The sequence below is a fragment of the Nonomuraea rubra genome, assembly GCF_014207985.1.
Lineage (GTDB): Bacteria > Actinomycetota > Actinomycetes > Streptosporangiales > Streptosporangiaceae > Nonomuraea > Nonomuraea rubra.
The window spans coordinates 11,685,917-11,704,140 of sequence record NZ_JACHMI010000001.1; the positions used below are offsets into that span (position 1 = coordinate 11,685,917).

General features: G+C 71.2%; 23 protein-coding genes. 17 read left to right on the top strand and 6 right to left on the bottom strand.

From position 1 onward, the window contains the following. Positions 1–2: 2 nt before the first annotated feature. Positions 3–644 carry a class I SAM-dependent methyltransferase gene (locus HD593_RS53435; protein ID WP_185110497.1) on the bottom strand — a complete coding sequence of 214 codons (642 nt, stop codon included), beginning with the start codon at positions 642–644 and terminating at the stop codon, positions 3–5. 97 nt (positions 645–741) lie between these two features. On the opposite strand from HD593_RS53435, the gene HD593_RS53440 reads away from it, so the two are divergent. The 15 genes from HD593_RS53440 (at position 742) to HD593_RS53510 (ending at position 11,976) form a co-directional block, all read left to right on the top strand. Next, positions 742–1,377: a LysE family translocator gene (locus tag HD593_RS53440; protein WP_185110498.1), complete on the top strand. Its 636-nt coding sequence runs from the start codon at positions 742–744 to the stop codon at positions 1,375–1,377. Between the two features lie 57 nt (positions 1,378–1,434). Then, on the top strand, positions 1,435–1,653 hold the full coding sequence (locus HD593_RS53445; protein WP_185112672.1) for a GNAT family N-acetyltransferase: 219 nt from the start codon (positions 1,435–1,437) through the stop codon (positions 1,651–1,653). Positions 1,654–1,738: 85 nt separating this feature from the next. Beyond that, positions 1,739–2,476 (top strand): UMP kinase, encoded by a 738-nt coding sequence (gene pyrH / locus HD593_RS53450; protein WP_185110499.1) that lies wholly within the window; start codon positions 1,739–1,741, stop codon positions 2,474–2,476. 12 nt (positions 2,477–2,488) lie between these two features. After that, the gene (locus HD593_RS53455) at positions 2,489–3,457 is read left to right on the top strand and encodes a CehA/McbA family metallohydrolase (protein WP_185110500.1); all 969 of its coding nucleotides are present in this window, start codon (positions 2,489–2,491) and stop codon (positions 3,455–3,457) included. A gap of 49 nt (positions 3,458–3,506) precedes the next feature. Continuing rightward, complete coding sequence (locus HD593_RS53460; protein ID WP_185110501.1) at positions 3,507–3,890, top strand: Cpe/LpqF family protein; 384 nt, start codon at positions 3,507–3,509, stop codon at positions 3,888–3,890. A 66-nt stretch (positions 3,891–3,956) separates the two neighbouring features. Beyond that, entirely contained in the window at positions 3,957–4,694 is a 738-nt protein-coding gene (locus HD593_RS53465; protein ID WP_246547232.1) for a Type 1 glutamine amidotransferase-like domain-containing protein, read from the top strand. Then, positions 4,691–5,689 (top strand): endonuclease/exonuclease/phosphatase family protein, encoded by a 999-nt coding sequence (locus tag HD593_RS53470; RefSeq protein WP_185110503.1) that lies wholly within the window; start codon positions 4,691–4,693, stop codon positions 5,687–5,689. Before HD593_RS53465 ends, HD593_RS53470 begins: the two co-directional genes overlap by 4 nt. Positions 5,690–5,791: 102 nt before the next feature. Then, entirely contained in the window at positions 5,792–6,286 is a 495-nt protein-coding gene (locus HD593_RS53475) for a pyridoxamine 5'-phosphate oxidase family protein (RefSeq protein WP_185110504.1), read from the top strand. A gap of 96 nt (positions 6,287–6,382) precedes the next feature. After that, a complete protein-coding gene (locus tag HD593_RS53480; protein ID WP_185110505.1) occupies positions 6,383–6,790 on the top strand; it encodes a YciI family protein in 408 nt (135 codons plus the stop codon). A 6-nt stretch (positions 6,791–6,796) separates the two neighbouring features. After that, positions 6,797–7,942: an RNA polymerase sigma factor gene (locus HD593_RS53485; protein ID WP_185110506.1), complete on the top strand. Its 1,146-nt coding sequence runs from the start codon at positions 6,797–6,799 to the stop codon at positions 7,940–7,942. Positions 7,943–7,990: 48 nt separating this feature from the next. Next, positions 7,991–8,554 (top strand): winged helix-turn-helix domain-containing protein, encoded by a 564-nt coding sequence (locus tag HD593_RS53490; RefSeq protein WP_185110507.1) that lies wholly within the window; start codon positions 7,991–7,993, stop codon positions 8,552–8,554. Beyond that, entirely contained in the window at positions 8,551–9,804 is a 1,254-nt protein-coding gene (locus tag HD593_RS53495) for an MFS transporter (RefSeq protein WP_312904371.1), read from the top strand. The genes HD593_RS53490 and HD593_RS53495 overlap by 4 nt, the downstream gene beginning before the upstream one ends. A 1-nt stretch (position 9,805) precedes the next feature. After that, on the top strand, positions 9,806–10,609 hold the full coding sequence (locus HD593_RS53500; RefSeq protein WP_185110508.1) for a class I SAM-dependent methyltransferase: 804 nt from the start codon (positions 9,806–9,808) through the stop codon (positions 10,607–10,609). Between the two features lie 99 nt (positions 10,610–10,708). Then, positions 10,709–11,374, top strand: coding sequence for a hypothetical protein (locus tag HD593_RS53505; protein WP_185110509.1), 666 nt, complete (start codon positions 10,709–10,711; stop codon positions 11,372–11,374). A gap of 200 nt (positions 11,375–11,574) precedes the next feature. Further along, the gene (locus HD593_RS53510) at positions 11,575–11,976 is read left to right on the top strand and encodes a hypothetical protein (RefSeq protein ID WP_185100160.1); all 402 of its coding nucleotides are present in this window, start codon (positions 11,575–11,577) and stop codon (positions 11,974–11,976) included. Between the two features lie 92 nt (positions 11,977–12,068). On the opposite strand, the gene HD593_RS53515 is transcribed toward HD593_RS53510, so the two are convergent. After that, the gene (locus tag HD593_RS53515) at positions 12,069–12,920 is read right to left on the bottom strand and encodes a phosphotransferase enzyme family protein (protein WP_185110510.1); all 852 of its coding nucleotides are present in this window, start codon (positions 12,918–12,920) and stop codon (positions 12,069–12,071) included. Between the two features lie 68 nt (positions 12,921–12,988). Continuing rightward, on the bottom strand, positions 12,989–13,663 hold the full coding sequence (locus HD593_RS53520) for a hypothetical protein (RefSeq protein WP_312904372.1): 675 nt from the start codon (positions 13,661–13,663) through the stop codon (positions 12,989–12,991). Between the two features lie 688 nt (positions 13,664–14,351). On the opposite strand from HD593_RS53520, the gene HD593_RS53525 reads away from it, so the two are divergent. Continuing rightward, positions 14,352–14,687 carry a hypothetical protein gene (locus tag HD593_RS53525; protein ID WP_185110512.1) on the top strand — a complete coding sequence of 112 codons (336 nt, stop codon included), beginning with the start codon at positions 14,352–14,354 and terminating at the stop codon, positions 14,685–14,687. Here HD593_RS53525 and HD593_RS53530 read toward each other — a convergent pair. Further along, complete coding sequence (locus tag HD593_RS53530) at positions 14,672–15,187, bottom strand: hypothetical protein (protein ID WP_221525400.1); 516 nt, start codon at positions 15,185–15,187, stop codon at positions 14,672–14,674. The genes HD593_RS53525 and HD593_RS53530 overlap by 16 nt on opposite strands. A 265-nt stretch (positions 15,188–15,452) precedes the next feature. After that, a complete protein-coding gene (locus tag HD593_RS62930) occupies positions 15,453–15,770 on the bottom strand; it encodes an alpha/beta hydrolase (protein WP_312904373.1) in 318 nt (105 codons plus the stop codon). Positions 15,771–15,898: 128 nt separating this feature from the next. Between HD593_RS62930 and HD593_RS62935 the strand changes: the two genes are divergently transcribed. Next, a complete protein-coding gene (locus tag HD593_RS62935; RefSeq protein ID WP_185110513.1) occupies positions 15,899–16,336 on the top strand; it encodes an SDR family NAD(P)-dependent oxidoreductase in 438 nt (145 codons plus the stop codon). Positions 16,337–16,630: 294 nt separating this feature from the next. On the opposite strand, the gene HD593_RS53545 is transcribed toward HD593_RS62935, so the two are convergent. Continuing rightward, a complete protein-coding gene (locus tag HD593_RS53545; RefSeq protein WP_185110514.1) occupies positions 16,631–17,140 on the bottom strand; it encodes a hypothetical protein in 510 nt (169 codons plus the stop codon). Positions 17,141–18,224 lie beyond the last annotated feature (1,084 nt).

Genomic DNA, 18,224 nt, shown 5'->3' on the forward strand with positions numbered 1-18,224 from the left:
CTCTATCGGCCGGGCCTGCGGGTGACGAACACGTACTCGCGGCTGTCCTCGGTGAACGGCTCGCGGGCGAATCCGCCGTACAGCGCCTCCAGTTCCAGCCCCGCGACGTCGATGAGGCCGAGCCACTCGTTCTTCGTCGCCCACCAGGACGAGCTCGTCTCCCCGCCGTCCAGCACGATGTCGATCCGGTTGTCGCCGACGGCGAAGCGGGTCGTGTGCGGCACCGGCTCGGACCGGCGGGTCCCGTCGAAGCGGGCGGCGACGTGGTGGTCGAAGGCGAGGGCGTTCCAGGCGAAGCGGCCTCCCGGGCGCAGCGACGCGGCCACCCGTTCGAAGACGCTCCGGCGGTCGGCCCAGGTCGGCAGGTGCTGCAGCGAGCGGAACGGGCAGTAGACCAGCGCCGCGGGCTCCTCCAGGGTGAGCTCGCGCAGGTCGCCCTCGCGCAGGTCGAGCTGGACGCCCTGCTCGGCGGCGTTCGTGCGGGCCTGGGCGAGCATGGCCGGCGAGAGGTCGACGCCGATGACCGGGCGCCCCGTCGCCCGCGCGACCGGGATCGCGACCCGCCCGTTCCCGATGGCCAGCTCGACGAGCGGCCCGTCCGCCTCCCGGGCCAGGCCGACGTAGAACGCGATGTCGGCCGCCATGTGCGCCGACCATTCCGCATATCGATCCGCGAACGCCTCATCCCAGGTAGATGTCACACTTTTTCCCGTCATTGGACGCCATGGGAGAATTTTGGGTATGCCTATCGACCCCCATCTTCTCGCGCTCTTCACCGTGACCACGATCGTCGCCATGATCACTCCTGGGCCTGACATGCTGTTCGTGCTGGGATGCGGGATGCGGGGCGGCCCTCGGGCCGGCCTGCTCGCCACCGCGGGGGTGGCCACCAGCGAGGCCGTCCACGTAGCGGTGGCGGCGGCGGGCCTGGCGGCGCTGTTCGAGGCGGTGCCGGTCGCCTTCACCGTGGTACGCATCGCCGGGGCCGCGTACCTGATCTACCTGGGTGTCCAGGCCATCCGCAAGCGTGACGACAGCCCCTTGGAAGTGGCGGTGGGCGGCGGCGGCATGTCGGGCCGCCGGGCGTACCTGAGCGGTCTGATGACCAACCTGCTGAACCCGAAGATGGTCACCTTCACCATCGCGTTCCTGCCGCAGTTCGTCACTCCGAGCCTGGGCCAGGTGTGGCTGCAGTTCGCGATTCTCGGGGCCGTGCTCATCGCGCTTGAGTTCGTCGTGGACGGCACGGTCGGCGTGCTCGCGGGCCGCATCGGCGGCTGGCTGCGCCACCGGCGCGCCGCCCGGCGCCGCATCGACGTCGCCACGGGCGGCGTCTTCGTCGGGCTCGGCGTGAAGCTGGCGCTGGAACGCCCCTGACCGCCGGCCTCCGCCTGGTCCCCATGGAACGGCAAGAGGGTCGACTTCCGGTCCGGGCTGTGGCAGCTCAACGTGGTGCCCGGCGCACAGGGGCGCGGGGTCGGACGGTTCGCCGTCTCGGCCGTGGCGGCCGAGCTCAGGCGGCAGGGCGCGACGCGGATGTACGTCACGTGGCATCCGGGCGACGGCGGGCCCGAGGGGTTCTACCGCAAGCTCGGCTTCGAGCTCAAGGGCGAGGTGAGCGGCGACCAGACGGTCGGCGTGCTCACTCTGTGAACGAGCGTGGCCGGGGTGGGAGCGGACCACGGCCACGTATCCTTGGGCGGGTCGCCGAGCGCGCGGCCGCGAAGGGATTGCGGGAATGCGTCGTTACTCACGTGTCGTGGTCAAGCTCAGCGGCGAGGCGCTCTCGGGAGAGACCGGCTGGGGCACCGACCCGGCGAGCCTGGCCCAGCTCGCGGACGAGATCCTCTCCGTCCACGACCTCGGCGTGCAGATCGCCGTGGTGATCGGCGGCGGCAACTACTTCCGCGGGCGCATGGCGGAGGGCTGGGGCATCGGCAGGGCCGAGGCCGACAACATCGGCATGCTGGGCACGGTCATGAACGCGCTGATGATGCGCGGCGTGCTCACCGCCCGCTCGGACACGGACGTCCGGGTCATGACCGCCGTGCCCATGCAGAGCGTGGCCGAGCCGTACATCCGGCTGCGCGCCGACCGGCACCTGCGCCGCGACCTCATCGTGCTGCTGGCCGGCGGCATCGGCCAGCCGTACGTCACGACCGACTACCCCGCCGTGCAGCGGGCCCTGGAGCTCGACGCGGACGCCCTGCTGGTGGCCAAGCGCGGCGTGGACGGCGTGTACGACAGCGACCCGAACCGCAACCCTGACGCCAAGCGCTACACGAACCTCACCTACCGGGAGGCGCTGACGGCGGGGGTGCGGGTCATGGACGAGAGCGCGTTCGTGCTGGCCAACGAGCAGGGCCTGCGCATGCACGTCTTCGACGTCGCCGCCAGGGGCGTCATGCGGGCGATCTGCGAGGGCGAGGACATCGGCACCCGCATCACCGCCGACGACGCGCCGCCGCGCGCCTAGTACCCTGCCGGGATGGCGACCGACCAGGGTAGGAGGCGCTGGTTCCGGGGCGACTGCCATGTGCACTCGCTCCTCTCGCAGGGCGCGGACCAGACGCCGGCGCAGCTGGCGGCCGCCGCCCGCGCCGCCGGGCTCGACTTCATCGCCGTCACCGAGCACAACACCGCCGCCGCGCACGAAGAGTGGCGCCCGCTGTCCGGGGACGGCCTGCTGGTGATCACCGGCCAGGAGGTGACCACCCGCACCGGGCACTGGCTCGCGCTCGGCCTCACCCCCGGCGAGGTGGTCGAGTGGCGCTACGGCGTGCGCGACGACGCCGTGGACCGCCACCTGGACCAGGTGCGCCGTTCCGGCGGCCTGTGCGTGGCGGCCCATCCGCACGCGCCGTACCCGTCCGGGGTGTTCATGTACCCGTACCAGGGGTTCGATGCGGTGGAGGTGTGGAACGGCCGCTGGGCCTCCGACCTGCCGTGGAACGCGGACAACGAGGCCGCGCTGGCCGAGTGGGGCCGCAGCCTGGCCCATGACGTGCACCGGGGCGCGTGGCGGCCCGCGATGGGCAACAGCGACGCCCACCTGGAGGGGCAGCTCGGCACGCCGCACACCGTCGTCCTGGCCGGCGAGCTCGGCGCGGGCGCCGTGCTCGCCGCGATCCGGGCCGGCCGGAGCTGGATCGCCGGATCGGCCGCGATCGAGCTGTCCTTCGAGGCGTCCGCCGGTGGCGGCCGGGCCGGCGTCGGCGAGCGGCTGGAGACCGGTGGCGAGCCTGCCGCCGTCCGGGTGGACGTGCGCGGCGTCCCGTCCGGCGCCGTCACCTTCCACACCGAACGCGGTACGGTGCTGCGCGAGTCGCTGCCCGGCGGCGGCGCGGGCGTCGTGGAGTGGCGCACCAGCGCGGCGGAGTCGGCGTTCGTCCGCGTCGAGGTCCGGCACGCGGACGGGCACATGGCGGCGCTAACCAACCCCATCGTCCTGATCTGACCTGGTTGCTAGCATTTCTGCTCCACAACTTGATCATCAGGAGCCCTCCATGCGATCGATCCGCCTGTTAGCCGGCCTGGTCACCCTGCTCGCCGTCCTCGTGACGGGCTGCTCGGCGGCCGAGAGCGTCGCCGTCCCCGACAGCCCGGTCGGCAAGCAGCTCCAGTGGTATCTGGACGCCGTCAACCGTACGCCGATCCCCGAGAAGGAGCTCGGCGAGCACCTCGCCGAGGCGTTCCTCAAGGAGGTGCCGGCGGAGAAGTTCAACACGCTCGCCAAGGATCTGGCCGGGCTCAAGCTGGAGGAGCTGAGCAGCACCAAGCCGAACGAGCTGGCCGGGGTGACGTCCATTCCCGTCGGGCAGAAGTACGACACGAAGATCTCCGTCGGGGACGACGGCAAGATCGACTACCTGCTCCTCGAACCGAGGTAGGCGCAGGGCCGACGGCGGTCATGAGCGCCTTGCGGGGCGACCGGCCGCCGGTGAAGGATCATGTCCATGATCCGAGAGCCGCAGATTCTGGCCTGTTCCGGTGTGCTTTATCCGCCCGAGGGGTTCGCCCACGTGGGTGTGCAGATCTGGCAGGCGAGACAGCTGGCCGGGGTGCCCAGGCCGCGCATGTGCCTGGTCCCGACGGCGACCGGGGACGCCCGCGAGCAGATCGACGGCTGGTACAGGCTCGCGGCGACGTTCGGCGACGCCGAGCTGTCCCACCTGCAGCTGTTCACCCAGCCGAACGTCCCCGACGTGCGCGCGCACCTGCTCTCCCAGGACGTCCTGTTCGTGTCAGGGGGCAGCGTGGTGAACCTGCTCGCGGTCTGGCGGGCGCACCGGCTCGACGAGATCATGCGGGAGTGCTGGGAGGCGGGCGTGGTGCTGGCCGGCCAGAGCGCGGGCAGCCTGTGCTGGCACGTGGGCGGGGTGACCGACTCCTTCGGTGACGCGCTCGACCCGGTTCACGACTGCCTGGGTTTCCTGCCGTTCAGCAACGGCGTCCACGACGACCTGGGCGATCAGCCGCGGCGGGACACGTACCGGCGCCTGGTCGGCGGGGGAACGCTCCCGCCGGGGTACGCCTCGGAGGACGGCGTCGCCCTGCACTACGTGGGCACCCGGTTCCACGAGGCCCTGAGCGTGCTGCCCGGCAGGAACGCCTGGTTCGTCGAGCCCGACGGCGACGGCGCGAGCCGGGAGACGGCCATCCCGGCCCGCCTCTGGGTCCCGCGCGCCGGATGAGAGAGCCGGACGGCGAAGGCGCTGACAGGCCGGGCGCACGCAGGCGGAGGCCGTGGGTCCTGGTCCCGGCGGCCGTGCTGGTCGCCGGGCTGCTGGCGTTCCACTCCGCCGTCCCCAACACCGTGGGCAACCTCGGCAGCCTGCTGGAGACGTTCCTGCCCTGGCTCGGCCTGGCGGTCGTGGTGCTGCTCGTCCTGGCGTCCTGGCGGCGCTCGGCCGTCGCGGTCACGGCCGCGGCCCTGCCGGCGGTGGTCTGGGCCGTCATGTTCGGCACGTCGGTGTTCCCCGGCTCCACGCACCCGCGCCCGGTGGATGCGGGCGCCCCGGAACCGGCGTCCATCCTCACGGTGCTCCAGCACAACGTCGCCGACGACAACGCCGACCCCGCGGGAACGGCGCGCGCCCTGGCCGCCGCCGGCGCCGATCTCGTCGCCCTCCAGGAGCTGTCACCCCAGGCCCTGCCCGGCTACGAGGCCGCCCTCGCCCCGGAACACCCCCATCGCATCGTCGTCGGCACCGTCGGCCTCTGGTCCAGGTATCCCCTCGCCGACAGCCGCCCCGTCGACATCAAACCCAGGGACATCACCGCCGACTGGCGCCGCGGGCTGCGTACCACCGCACGCACCCCGACAGGCGACATAGCCGTATATGTCGCCCACCTCCCCTCGGTACGCATCCGCCCCCAGGACGGCTTCGGCACGGCCTGGCGCGACGAGAGCGCCGCCGCGCTCGCCACCGCCGTGGCCGCCGAGAAGCTGGAGCGGATCGTCCTGCTGGGCGACCTGAACGGCACCGTCCACGACCGCGGCCTGTCCCCGCTCACCTCCCGGCTGACCCCGGCGCTCGAAGGGTTCGGCTTCACCTGGCCCGCCGCGTTCCCCCTGGCCAGGATCGACCACGTCATGACCCGCGGCACGACCCCCGCCACCACCTGGACCCTGCCCGCCACCGGCAGCGACCACCTCCCCGTCGCGGCCCGGCTCGCGCTGCGATAAATGGCTGCGATATATGACGGAGGGATGTCGAGAAGGCCCGCCCGGGCTCCGTCCCAGGGACAACAGCGGCCACCACCGGCCGCACGACGGAGAGGAACGGCCATGCTGCCGAACGAGATCACCGAGGTGCTGAACCGCCCGTACAGCCAGGAGCTGCTGGCCCGCGACCTGACCCGCCTGGCCTACGTCGCCAAGGACGGCACCCCGCGCAACGTCCCCATCGCGTTCACCTGGAACGGCTCGCAGCTCGTCATGTGCACCTCGAAGAACGCCCCGAAGCTGGCGGCCCTGCGCGAGAACCCGATGGTCGCCCTGACGATCGACATTGAGGTGCACCCGCCCAAGATCCTGCTCATCCGCGGCCGGGCCGAGCTGGACGTCGTCGAGGGCATCCCGGACGAGTACCTCCAGATGAACGGCTCCTACCAGATGTCCCCCGAGCAGCGGATCAAGTGGGAGGCGGAGGTGCGTTCGCTGTACGACGGCATGGTGCGGATCGTGGTGACCCCGTCGTGGGCGAAGCTGATCGACTTCGAGACGACCCTGCCGAGCGCGGTAGAGGAGCTGGTGCGGCAGCGGGAGGAGCGGCGTTCCTGAGAATTCACGGCGGCGGGATGTCGAGAACCCGCGCGCGGCTCCGTCCCCGGCGTGAACACCGGCCACAATGGGCCGTATCGCACAGAGGAGAACACGATGGCCAAGTACCTGCTGCTGAAGCACTACCGTGGCGCGCCCGCGCCGGCCAACGACGTGCCGATGGACCAGTGGACGCCGGAGGAGCTGTCGGCCCACGAGCGGTACATGCGGGAGTTCGCCGCCCGGCTGCAGAGCACGGGCGAGTTCGTCAGCTCCCAGGCGCTCTCCCCGGAGGGCACGTTCGTCCGGGGCGACGGCGAGGGCCGGCCGCCGGTCACCGACGGCCCGTTCGCCGAGACCAAGGACCTGATCGCCGGCTGGATGATCATCGACGTCGAGACGTACGAGCGGGCGCTCGAAGTGGCCGCCGAGCTGTCCGCGGCTCCCGGCGCGGGCGGCAAGCCGATCCACGAGTGGCTCGAGGTACGCCCGTTCATGTGCGCCCTCCCGACCATCACGGAGTGACGAACGGTGGACGAGTCCCTGCTGCGGACCCTCACCCCCACGGTGATCAGCATCCTCGTCCGTCGCGGAGCCGGCTTCGCGGCGGCCGAGGACGCCGTCCAGGAAGCCCTGATCGAGGCCGTGCGCGGGTGGCCGGACGATCCGCCGCGCGACCCCAAGGGCTGGCTGGTCACCGTGGCCTGGCGCAAGTTCCTCGACGCCGCCCGCGCCGACACCTCCAGGCGGCACCGCGAGGTGCTCGTCGAGGGCGAGCCCGATCCCGTCCCCGGTGAGGAGGTGGACGACACGCTCCAGCTGTACTTCCTGTGCGCGCACCCGTCGCTCACTCCGGCCTCGGCCGTCGCGCTGACGCTGCGCGCGGTCGGCGGCCTGACCACGCGCCAGATCGCGCAGGCCTACCTGGTGCCGGAGGCGACGATGGCCCAGCGCATCAGCCGGGCCAAGCGCACCGTCTCCGCCGTCCGGTTCAACCAGCCCGGGGACGTCGCCACCGTGCTGCGCGTGCTCTACCTCGTGTTCAACGAGGGGTACTCCGGCGACGTGGACCTCGCCGCCGAGGCGATCCGGCTCACCCGCCAGCTCGCCGCCAGGACCAAGCACGAGGAGGTGGCGGGCCTGCTCGCGCTCATGCTGCTGCACCACGCCCGCCGCCCGGCGCGGACGGCCGCCGACGGCAGGCTCGTGCCGCTCGCCGAGCAGGACCGCTGCCTGTGGGACACCCGCCTGATCGCCGAGGGCGTGGACGTGCTCCAGGCCGCCCTCGCCCGCGACCGGCTGGGCGAGTTCCAAGCCCAGGCCGCGATCGCCGCGCTGCACGCCGACGCCCGTACGGCCGCGGAGACCGACTGGGTGCAGATCGTCGAGTGGTACGACGAGCTGGTGCGCCTCACCGGCAGCCCGGTGGCCCGCCTCAACCGGGCCGTCGCGGTCGGCGAGGCCGACGGCCCGCGAGCCGGCCTGGCCGCCCTGGCGGAGCTCGACGCCTCCCTGCCCCGCCACACCGCCGCCTTGGCGTACCTGCACGAGCGTGACGGCGACCTGGCGACGGCGGCCCGCCTCTACGCCGAGGCCGCCCGATCGGCGCCCAACCTCCCCGAACGGGACCACCTCACCCGCCAGGCCGCCCGCCTCAACGCCGAACTCCGCGACTGATGCACAAGAGTCGTTGTACAAGGACTCTTGCGCATCTACGCTGAGCCCATGCCCGACCGCCCGACGCGCGAGATCCGCGACTCCAAGGTGCTCGCCGCCATGTCCCATCCCCTGCGCCGCCGCCTGCTCGACCTCCTCCGGGTCGACGGGCCCTCGACCGCCTCGGCCCTCTCCGCCAGGACCGGCCAGGCCGTCGGGAACATCAGCCACCACCTCAAGGTGCTCGCCGCCTGCGAGCTCGTGGAGGAGGCCCCCGAGCTCGCCCGCGACCGCCGCGAACGCTGGTGGCGCAGATCGGCGGACGTGCTGAGCTGGTCACCATCGGACTTCCCCGGCGACCCCGTCGCGGCGGCGGCGGAATCGTTGCTGCTCGACCGCCAGGCCGGCCTGGTCAGGCAGTGGTTCGCCGAGCGCGACGGCTACCCGGAGCCGTGGCGGCGGGCGGCGTTCACCTCCGACCACTGGGCGAGGCTGTCGGTCGCCGAGCTGGCCGAGCTGGAGGAGCGGATACTCGCCCTGCTGTCCTCCGTGGCCGACAGGGAGATCCCCGACGACGGGCAGGAACGCAAGCTCGTCTTCCTCACCGTCCGCGCCGTGCCCGGACAGCCGTGACCTCGGCCCCGCCGGCCACGCGCGGCGGGCTGCTGCGGATGCGCGACTTCCGGCTGTTGTGGGCCGGCGAGACGACCAGCATGCTGGGCAGCTCCGTCGCCGCCGTCGCGCTCCCGCTGGTCGCCGTGGTGACGCTGGACGCCGGGACCTTCACTGTCGGCCTGCTGACCGCGGCCGCCTGGTCGCCGTGGCTGGTGGCCGGGCTGCCCGCCGGCGCGTGGGTGGACCGGATGCCGAAGCGGCCGGTGATGCTGGCCTGCAACACCGTGTCCGCGGTGGCGTTCGCGAGCGTGCCGGTGGCGGCGTGGCTGGGCGGGCTCACGATGGCGCACCTGCTCGTGGTGGCCGCGGTGGGTGGCGTGGCGAAGGTGTTCTTCAGCCTCGCCTACCGGGCGTACCTGCCCGTCCTGGTCGGAAGCGAGCGGCTGCTGGAGGCCAACACCAAGCTCCAGGGCAGCGAGTCGGCGGCGCAGCTCGCCGGCCCCGGCCTGGCGGGTCTCCTCGCGCACGCCTTCGGCGCGGTCAGCGGCGTGCTCGCCGACGCGCTCAGCTTCGGGGTCGCCGCGCTCTGCCTGCGCTCCGTACGTACGCGCGAGGCCGCCCGCCCGCGCGGCCCGGCGGAGCGGCGGCTGCTCGCGGAGATCCGCGACGGGGTACGGTTCGTCGTCCCCGACCCGTACCTGCGCACGCTCACCCTCTTCAGCGCGATGTCCAACCTCGCGCTGATGGGTTACCAGTCGATCCAGGTCGTGTTCCTGGCCCGGCTGCTCGGCGCGGGCGCGGGCCAGGTGGGCCTGGTGCTGGCGCTGGCCGGCGCGGGCGGCCTGTTCGGGGCGGCGCTGGCCGGCCGCGTCGCCGCCCGGTTCGGGACGGCACGCGGGTTCCTGCTGTGCGAGGCGTTCGCCGCGCCGATGCTGCTGCTCGGGCCGGTCGGCGACGGCCTCGTCCTGTTCACCGTGGCGGGCTTCTGCGCCGGCGCGGGCATCGTCGCCTCGAACATCCTGACCAGCACCTTCCGCCAGCAGTACTGCCCGCCTGAGCTGCTCGGGCGGATCACCGCGAGCACCTCGGCGCTCAACTACGGCGCCATCCCCCTGGGCGGGCTGCTCGGCGGCCTGCTCGGCGAGTCGATCGGGGTCAGGGAGACCATGTGGCTGATGGCGGCCCTCCAGCTCGGCTCGCTCGCCATCCTCCTGCTCAGCCCGATCCGCCGCAGAAAGCATTTCCCCGGGCGTACCCGGGGATCTTAGGGTGTTCACCGTGCAGGACGAGATCTACCGCTACAACGAGGAACGCTGGGAAGCCCTCGTGGAGGCGGACGCGTTGTTCACCCGTCCCATGCTCGACCTGGACGAGGAGCAGGCCCGGGCCTATCTCGGCCTGGAACGGCTCGGCCTCTCCGGCGACCTCACGGGCCGGAAGGTGCTCTGCCTGGCGGGAGGAGGCGGCCAGCAGTCGGTGGCCTTCGCCCTGCTCGGGGCCGACGTGACGGTCTTCGACATCTCCTCGGGGCAGCTGGAGCGGGACCGCTCGGCCGCCGAGCACTACGGCACCACGGTCCGCACGGTCCAGGGGGACATGCGGGACCTGTCGGCCCTCGAAGGTTCCTCGTTCGAGCTGGTCTGGCATCCGTACTCGCTGACCTTCGTCCCCGACTGCCGGATCGTGTTCCGCGAGGTCGCGAAGGTCGTCGGAACGGGCGGCCACTACTACCTGATGTGCGCCAACCCGTTCTTCTCGGGGCTCACCCACCATTCCTGGAACGGCACCGGATACCTGCTCACCCAGCCCTACACGGACGAGACCGCGACCTCCTATCCCGACCAGGACTGGGTCTACGAGCCGTCCGCCCATCGCATCCAGGAGCCCAGGGAGTACCGGCAGACGTTGAGCCGGATGACGAACAGCTTGATCCAGGAAGGCTTCGTGCTGACGTTCCTGTCGGAAGTGCGCGGCGACTATCCGGGCGCGGAGCCGGGCAGCTGGGCGCACTTCACGGGGGTCGCCCCGCCGTGGCTGGAGTCCGTCTGGCGGTACCGGCCCGGCGCCCTCTGAACGCGGCTCCTCGCCGTCCCCTGGAAAGCCCGCGATTCCCATCTGATGGCCCTCCACCGGGCACGCCTGAACTGGCGGGCCCTCGAACCGGCTCACCCCATGACGCGCACCCGCACCCAGACGGTCGCGGACCGGCTGGCCGTGGTCGCCAATCCCGCCTGTCCCCCTGAGATCCTCATCATCCTGGTGGACGACCCGCACTGGTCGGTCCGCTGGTCGCTGCCGGACCATCCGGCCACCGGCGTCGAGGTGCGCCGCGCCATCTGCCGTTCCGCGGACGACGTTCTGCGCCGCCTGCTCGCCGAGAGCGGGGGCCTGGACGCGGAGACGAACGCGGCACTCGCCGCGGACCGCTCCCCGGACGTCCGAGCCGGCCTGGCCGCCCACACCGACGACCCGCACCTCCTCGCCACCCTGCAGACCGACCCCGCCCCCGAGGTCCGCGCCCGCGCCGCCGAGAACCCCCTCGCCGACCACCACCTCCTCGCCCGCGACAGGTTGGCCGACGTGCGGATGGCCGCGGTGCAGTGGGGCGAGCTCCCTCCCGACGAGTTGCAACGCCTCGCCCATGACCGCTCGGTCCACGTGCGATGGTTGCTGACCGCGTTGCATACCACCCCGCAGGCCGTCCTGCGGGTGCTCGCCGAAGACCCGCATCCCGACGTGGCGTTCCACGCCCGGGCGAGGCTCGGGAACAGCGTCACGAACAACGCCGCGACCAGCGCCTCGGTCACGGGATGGAAGAGCAGCTCGATCAGGTGTTGAGCTCCGGCTCGGTGGCGATGGTCGGAATTGCGCCACTATGGGCGCCCGAGAGCATCTCCAGCGTGTCGAGGAGCGCGCCGTCAGCGGTCGCGTCAGCACGGCGACAGGCCGGTGTCAGCGCGCTCCGCGATCGTCATCGACATGAACGGCGCGACACCCCGCCCGTTCCACCCGAACCTCACCCAAGGAGCGCACCCGCCATGTCGATCACCCTCTCCGACCAGGACCAGCTCACCCTCCGCACCGCCGCCTGGGGCGCCGTCTCCCTGATGTCGGCCGCCGGCGCCGCCGGCTCGGCCCACAAGGCCGCCACCAACGGCTCCATCGCCCTGACCTCCGCCACCGGCCTGACCGGCCACGTCCTGGCCAAGGCCCCCAAGGGCCTGTCCGGCAAGACCGTCGCCGCCCTCGCCGACCAGGTCCTGCCCGCCCTGACCGCCTCCACCGCCCTGCTCAAGCAGCACGCCCCCGACGAGGCCGGCAACTTCCGCCGCACCGTCACCGTCGCCATCGACGCCGCCCTCCAGTCCCAGACCGGCGACCCCAGCCCCACCATGACCGAGATGGCCCGCAAGATCACCGAAGCCCTCGACGCCGCCTGACCGTGGTCAGGGACGTCTCAGCCTCACCGCGAGAAACGAGCCCCACGGCATCGGGGGCGAGCCATCGCGAATCCGGCGTCGGAGGCCCGCGATCAGCCGCGGGCGTCCGACCCGTTTCGATCGACCGCCGCCCGGAGCTGGGCGAGCCACTCCACACCCAGCCGCCGCCCGTCCGGAAGCTGGTCGTCTCGATCCCAGCGCCACGCTGTGATCATCGCCAGCATGAGAGTCCGGCACTCGCGCAGCAGGTCCTGATCGGCATCCGGATAGTGCTCGCCGACCTCTTCGGGCGCATGGGCGAGGTCGAATTCGACCGGCCCGCGGCAGCACGTCTCGAAGTCGATGAACAGCAGCCCGTTCTTCGTGGTGAGCACGTTCCCCGGGTGCGGCTCGCCGTGCAGCACCTGCTCGGGGGCGCCACGCGCACCGATCACAGCTCTCAGGCGCCGTAACGTGTCGCCGAGCAGCTCCCGGTCCGCGTCGGCGAGCGCCGGCGAACGTTCGCGGCTCGCCACGAGCGCCTCCGCCTCCGCGGCCCGATCCGTGAAGTGCGGCGTCGGGACCTCGACCGCTCGCATGCCGGCGTGCAGCCGCTTGAGCGCGTCGGCGTAACCGGCCGGTGAGATCTCTCCGGGTGCCACGGGTTCGTAGTACGTCCACAGCGTGACCTCGAAGCCATCACGCCCGTAAACGCGTGGCTCCACCCGCGGCTCCAGAACGGCCACAGGACACCCGGAGCCGGCGAGCTGCTGAGCGAGCCGGACCTCGAACTGCGCGACCTGATGCGCCGCGGGCGACACCCGCGCCAGGACGTCACAGGGCAGCAGCCGCAGGGTGAGCTTGTTCGAGTCCTGCAGCACGACCGCGTCGTCGGCCGGCAGACCGAGTGACGAGGCGACCGACCTGGCCGCGGACACCGCACGCTGGACCTCTGACGCCTGCATCGTCCCTGATGTCCTCTCCGTCGAACGCCGCCTGGCACCCTACCAAGCCACGGCCCATGACCCTCGGTTCACCAGCTCAGCACCGCCGGACGCCCGGCAGGGGCGGGCAGCCGGCCCCGCAGCATCCGCACGCCCAGCGGAACCAGCGCCACGCAGAGCAGGCCGGTGACCAGGGCGTCGGGGAGGGAGGCTCCCTTCAGCACCCCCATCCAGGTGCCTCCTGCCAGCAGCAACATCAAGGAGCGGGCGGTGCCGAAGAGCCCCGAGCGCCACGTGGCGATGGCCAGCAGGAGCGAGCCCGCGTACTGACCGACCGAGGCCCACACCGGCACCCGCCACGGCCCGTAGGAGATGTCCACGTACTCCTTCATGATCGCGTTCGTCGCCTGCTCCAGCCCCACGACCTCCGTGAGCTGGAAGGCGGTCTGGTCGGCGCCGGCGAAGTACAGGCGGGCGAAGAGCCCGGCGACCAGCAGAGCGGCCCCCCAGAACGCGAGCCCGCCGCCGACCCGCTGGGCGAGGGCGACGAAGGCGGGGAAGAGCAGGATCGCGCCCAGTGCGAAGACCGCGTAGGAGAGGGTGAGCAGGGCGGGTTCCGAGCTGTAGGCGAGCAGCTGGCCGTAGGCGGCGAAAGGCTGCGCCTCGGCCCAGGCTTGTTGCTGCGGGGTGAGGGCGGTGACGGTGCTCAGGTGACGCAACAGGTATCCGGCGCACATGACCACCGGCCCCAGGATGAGCGCCACCCCACCGATCCATCGCCCTGGAAAGTATGTGTTCACGCGGATCAGCGTGTCGAAGCGGGGGCGGCGAATCATCTGCCGATCGTCCACCGGCGTCCCTGCCGAAAGTCAGGTCCCTGCCGTCGGCTGTGTCCCGGAGGCTCGGGGCTTGGACGGCACGCTCATCGCATGAGATCATCCCGGCCATGTCATCGATCAGAAAGGGCCATGCCGCGTAGGCGCCCTTCCCAGGTCCGTACGCGTGGATCGGCGTGCGGGACCCACAGAGCCGTGATCCATCACGTTCCCGGACTCGGCCGTCGTCCCATGACCGCGGTGACCGCCCTCGAACACACGCGGATGTGGCCCGGCGCGGTGGCGGACGCCTTGGTGGCATGGCAGGAAGCCGCCCTGATCGGGACCGCTGATCGCCACTTCGCCAGGTGCGAATGCGACGAGTGCACCGGAAACGCACCCCGCTGGCGGCTTCACCAGGCTCTCGTCACCTTGCCGTCGTGGGCCGGAGCGCACCTGTACGCCCTGGTCTTACCCGTCGACCGTTATTACCTCCGTCGAACCTCACCGGTGCCGTTCATCTCCCCGGACTCCCACGGGGCCTGGTGGCAACATCGCCGGCGACGTGATGATGGGAGCGGATAGCACGAGGAAGCTCTTGCTTGCCGCGGGTTCGTGCCGTACGCGACACTGCAGCGTGCCCTCTGAAGATCCAGCCGACACCAACTTCGAGCCCTCCTTCGCCCTCGAACCCGGCCTGTGGGCCGTGCTGGAGCACGCACTGGAGGTGGTGGAGCGCGACGTCCGCGCCCGAGGCATCACCGGCACCCTCCGCTTGATCACCCCTGACTGGGACGACCGCGGTGAGGCCTGGGTGGAGTTCCAGGGCTGCTACCACGGCAACGGCATCCCACCCAGCACGGGGCCGGCACTCGATCGTGTTGGATGTCTTGGCGGCTTTGCTGTCGAGCATGGCGCGGAAATCGGCCAGAACCCCACCGGAACCGAACGCAGAGCTCAGCGCTGGAGATGAGTCGAGTTCTCGAGCCACGCAGGATCGGTGAGCCGGAGAAGCAGCGCGGCCGCGATGTAGCGCGCGTGCCCCGTGATGCTCCGAGGGTCGTACCCGAGCGCCCGCGTCAGCGACTCGTGCTTGGCCTGCACGGTCGAATGATGCATCCCCAGCGCCGCCGCCGCTGACCGCACGCTGTCGGACTCGACGAGGACGCGAACGATGTCAGCCGACCGGGGATCGAGACGGGCGAGCGCGCGCACATCGTCGTGCGGCGTACGCGGCTCGTACGCCTGCGCGAGTATCAGCAGCGCCCCGATGTCAGTGGCGTCCACGACGGGGGTTTCCGGCTCGGTGAGGCGGTAGGCGATGACGGCGCCCTCCCACGACTCCGGCGCGCGGTCGGCGCTGAGACGCGGTCCGAATCCGGCGGGTTCGGTGAGGGGGAGGTCGCCGGTCAGGTCGAGGGTGGCGCGCAGGAGGCCGTAGCGGGTCGGGACCACGGTGGACGGAGCGCACATCACGGGCGCCTCCGTGGCCGTCGCGATGAGCCGGACGTGCGCTCGGCCGGACGCGGAGCCTGGCGAGGGCCTTGGCGCGCTCGTCGGCGGGCGCGGCGGAGTCGAGGCCGGCTCCGCCCGCGCTGAGGGTGTCGAAGTAGGAGATGACCTTGAGCGCCTCACTCGCATCCGGGTCAAGGGCTGTGAGCCGTCCGACGAGATCCTGCATGTGTGCTCCCTCGGCCGGTGACCACCAACATACCCGCAGGTCGGGAGCGCGTTTGAGTCACTGACCGAGCACGCGTGCCACCCAGGCGTTCCGTGCCGCGACCATCGCCTGGGCGAGCGCCGAGTGCGGGGCGAGCAGGTCGAAGCCGTGGAACCCGCCCGGCCACACGTGCAGATCGGCCTGGCCGCCCGCCTTCCACAGCCCCATGGCGTAGTCGACGTCCTCGTCGCGGAAGACCTCGGCGGAGCCGCAGTCGATGAACGCGGGCGGCAGTCCGCCCAGATCGGTCGCGCGGGCCGGGGCGGCGTAGATCGAGACGTTCTCCGTGCTCCGCCGCTCGCCGACCAGCCCATCACGTTGCTCGCGCGGTCCCACAGGCCGACGCCGTCCATCTGCAAGGACGACACGGTCTGGTCGCGGTCGTCGAGCATGGGGTAGATGAGCGCCTGCCCGGCCAGCGAGGGGCCGCCACGGTCGCGGGCCAGCAGGGCGGTGCCGGCGGCATGGTGCCGATGGTCACCCAGGGCGCGTACGTCGCCTCCAAGTTCGCCAGCCTCGGGTTCTCGATGGTGCTGCGCGACGAGTTGCGGGGCACCGACATCGGGGTGTCGGTCCTCTGCCCCGGTACGGTGGCCACTCGGCTGGGGGTCACCGCAGGCGAGGGCGAGGCGAAACTGCTGGGCAAGGAGATGGACGTCCAGGTCATCGAGCGCAACAGCACCCTGCTGGCGGCCGGCGCCGACCCCGGCAAGGTCGGAGAGCAGGTGGTCGAGGCGATCCGGGCCCGGCAGTTCATGATCGTCACCCATCGCGAGAGGGCACCGCTCGTCGAACGCGTGCACGCGGAGCAGGCCCGCGCCTTCAGCGAGTTCGACGGCCGCCACGGGGTGGACGCGACCGCGCGGATGCTGGCCTCGGGGATCGACCTCGACCAGGCCTAGGTACGGCCGGGCCGTACTCAGGGGCAGGTCTTCCGGTACTCAGGGCCTGCCGGCACGTGCCTCTTCCACTCCTCCGGGTGAAGGAACGGCCCAGCTGGGCACACAGAAACACTGACCCCACCCTTGGCAGGGAACGCCCCCGAAACCGCCGACCAAGCGGACGCGACCATCACACTGTCCGACGGCACTCGCCGGTGCGCGACGTTCATGACGCTCGTCGCGACTGGAGAAATCGACGACGCATGCGGCGTCCTGCCGCCTCCTGATGAGCAGGCCGTGGTCAGTAGTGGATGCCTAACCCGTGATCCACCAGCAGTAGAGCAGTTCATCGCTCTCCTTGGCCCGCCGCGCAAGGGCGACCAGCTCTTCGACCAGGTCCACCACGTCTTCACCGTCACGGAAGGGGCAGAGCGGGTCCATCGTCCAACGCCGGGCCACTTCGAGCAGGCGGGAGTCCTCGACCTCGGCGAGCGCATCACGTGCACTCGCCGATAATTCATCGATTTGTGGTCCATCGACGTATGGCGAGTCCTCCGGAAGGGCCAGCCATTCTTCTTCGGTTTGTGGTGCCCCTTCAGGCGGAGGGTACAAGGTGACCGTCTCGACGAGATCATCCGAGTTGGGAACGTTCTTGATGGCGGCCACGAGGCTGCCCAGAGATCCGCTGGGGTCGACCCAGGTGATTTCCACGACATCGAACACTGGCGCGCCACGAAGGGGTTTGCTGCGGTCCCGTACAGTGGTCGGCCGCAGGGTGGCTGTGGCGCGATCGGGAGCCCGGTAATAGTCACACATGGCGCTCATGCGGGACACTCCTGTCGATGAGGGGCATGATCGTGTTCCGGCCGATGACAGGTTACGAGCCAGGGCAGGCGGCCGGAAGTACGGGCAGGCGACTGCATATCCGGATCGTCGATCGCCCGCCACCATCAAGGGAGGCCGGCCAACACGGGGCGATCGTAGGGCTGCATCCGTGCGGCGGCGTGATGCTGGGGTCGGTGAGCTTGCTCAGTACGGCGGGCGCCACGGTCGGCGTGGCGGCCCGTGCTGCTGCCGCCCGGGACCCGCTCTCAGGCCGCGTGCCCCGACGGCGGGCGGGCGGAGTGCCGGGGGTACGACGGCGCACCGCGCCGCCGCATTGCCTCCTGGGGCTTCATTTCCGCGATCGGAGGCACACGGGCAACACGCGGTCAGGGGGGCCGACGAGGCGATCACGAACGCCATCGATCGGCAACTCGAAGCACGAGACGATGACGACGACGAGAGCATGGCGCGCTGGCCCGGCAGGGCGATCAAGAAGCTAATGACCGCCAAGATCAAGCGAGTCCGAGCAATCAAGGCCCGGGGCCGGGATTCATGTCCCCACCCGGGACGTGAGTCCCCGCGATTTCCCCGTGGTCACCAACCGAACGGGCAGGCAACGGGCACGGGACACCCGATCCCCTTGCCAGAATCCGCACCGACGCTTTCTTGGCCGCTGAGCGAGCACTAGTGCAAAATGATCTATGCGTTACTTCAGTGAGACAGGCTGGACGGCGATCTTCTCCGGGACGGAGACTGAGATCGGACGCATGCGACCAGTGGAGGCTTGGGATTCGGCTACTGGGGTGGCGCTCGTCGTGGATCCCCAGAAGGGTGCGCTGCGTCCCGTCACCGACTGGCCAGACTTCTCCCACCTAGAACGGGGAGAGCGCGTTGTGGGCGTCATCCCAGGGGGTGGATGGCGTACTCACTGGAACGAGGGGTACGACGGCACGCCGGTGACCGAGTCGGTACTCGCTTGGCTGATCCACACTGATGGTGGAGCCACTCCCATCAGCGTTGAACCAGATGGCACCGTTAGCACAGCGGAGTTAGCCGATCGCATTCTCGCGCCCGGACAGGATCT

Bases quoted from the DNA above. Each gene is read 5' to 3' on its own strand.
- pyrH (WP_185110499.1), top strand. From the start codon at position 1,739: ATGCGTCGTTACTCACGTGTCGTGGTCAAGCTCAGCGGCGAGGCGCTC.
- HD593_RS53545 (WP_185110514.1), bottom strand. From the start codon at position 17,140: ATGAGCGCCATGTGTGACTATTACCGGGCTCCCGATCGCGCCACAGCC.
- HD593_RS53460 (WP_185110501.1), top strand. From the start codon at position 3,507: ATGCGATCGATCCGCCTGTTAGCCGGCCTGGTCACCCTGCTCGCCGTC.
- HD593_RS53465 (WP_246547232.1), top strand. From the start codon at position 3,957: ATGATCCGAGAGCCGCAGATTCTGGCCTGTTCCGGTGTGCTTTATCCG.
- HD593_RS53490 (WP_185110507.1), top strand. From the start codon at position 7,991: ATGCCCGACCGCCCGACGCGCGAGATCCGCGACTCCAAGGTGCTCGCC.
- HD593_RS53455 (WP_185110500.1), top strand. From the start codon at position 2,489: ATGGCGACCGACCAGGGTAGGAGGCGCTGGTTCCGGGGCGACTGCCAT.
- HD593_RS53435 (WP_185110497.1), bottom strand. From the start codon at position 644: ATGGCGGCCGACATCGCGTTCTACGTCGGCCTGGCCCGGGAGGCGGAC.
- HD593_RS53440 (WP_185110498.1), top strand. From the start codon at position 742: ATGCCTATCGACCCCCATCTTCTCGCGCTCTTCACCGTGACCACGATC.
- HD593_RS53530 (WP_221525400.1), bottom strand. From the start codon at position 15,187: ATGTGCGCTCCGTCCACCGTGGTCCCGACCCGCTACGGCCTCCTGCGC.
- HD593_RS53475 (WP_185110504.1), top strand. From the start codon at position 5,792: ATGCTGCCGAACGAGATCACCGAGGTGCTGAACCGCCCGTACAGCCAG.
- HD593_RS53510 (WP_185100160.1), top strand. From the start codon at position 11,575: ATGTCGATCACCCTCTCCGACCAGGACCAGCTCACCCTCCGCACCGCC.
- HD593_RS53470 (WP_185110503.1), top strand. From the start codon at position 4,691: ATGAGAGAGCCGGACGGCGAAGGCGCTGACAGGCCGGGCGCACGCAGG.
- HD593_RS62935 (WP_185110513.1), top strand. From the start codon at position 15,899: ATGGTGCCGATGGTCACCCAGGGCGCGTACGTCGCCTCCAAGTTCGCC.
- HD593_RS53480 (WP_185110505.1), top strand. From the start codon at position 6,383: ATGGCCAAGTACCTGCTGCTGAAGCACTACCGTGGCGCGCCCGCGCCG.
- HD593_RS53515 (WP_185110510.1), bottom strand. From the start codon at position 12,920: ATGCAGGCGTCAGAGGTCCAGCGTGCGGTGTCCGCGGCCAGGTCGGTC.
- HD593_RS53505 (WP_185110509.1), top strand. From the start codon at position 10,709: ATGACGCGCACCCGCACCCAGACGGTCGCGGACCGGCTGGCCGTGGTC.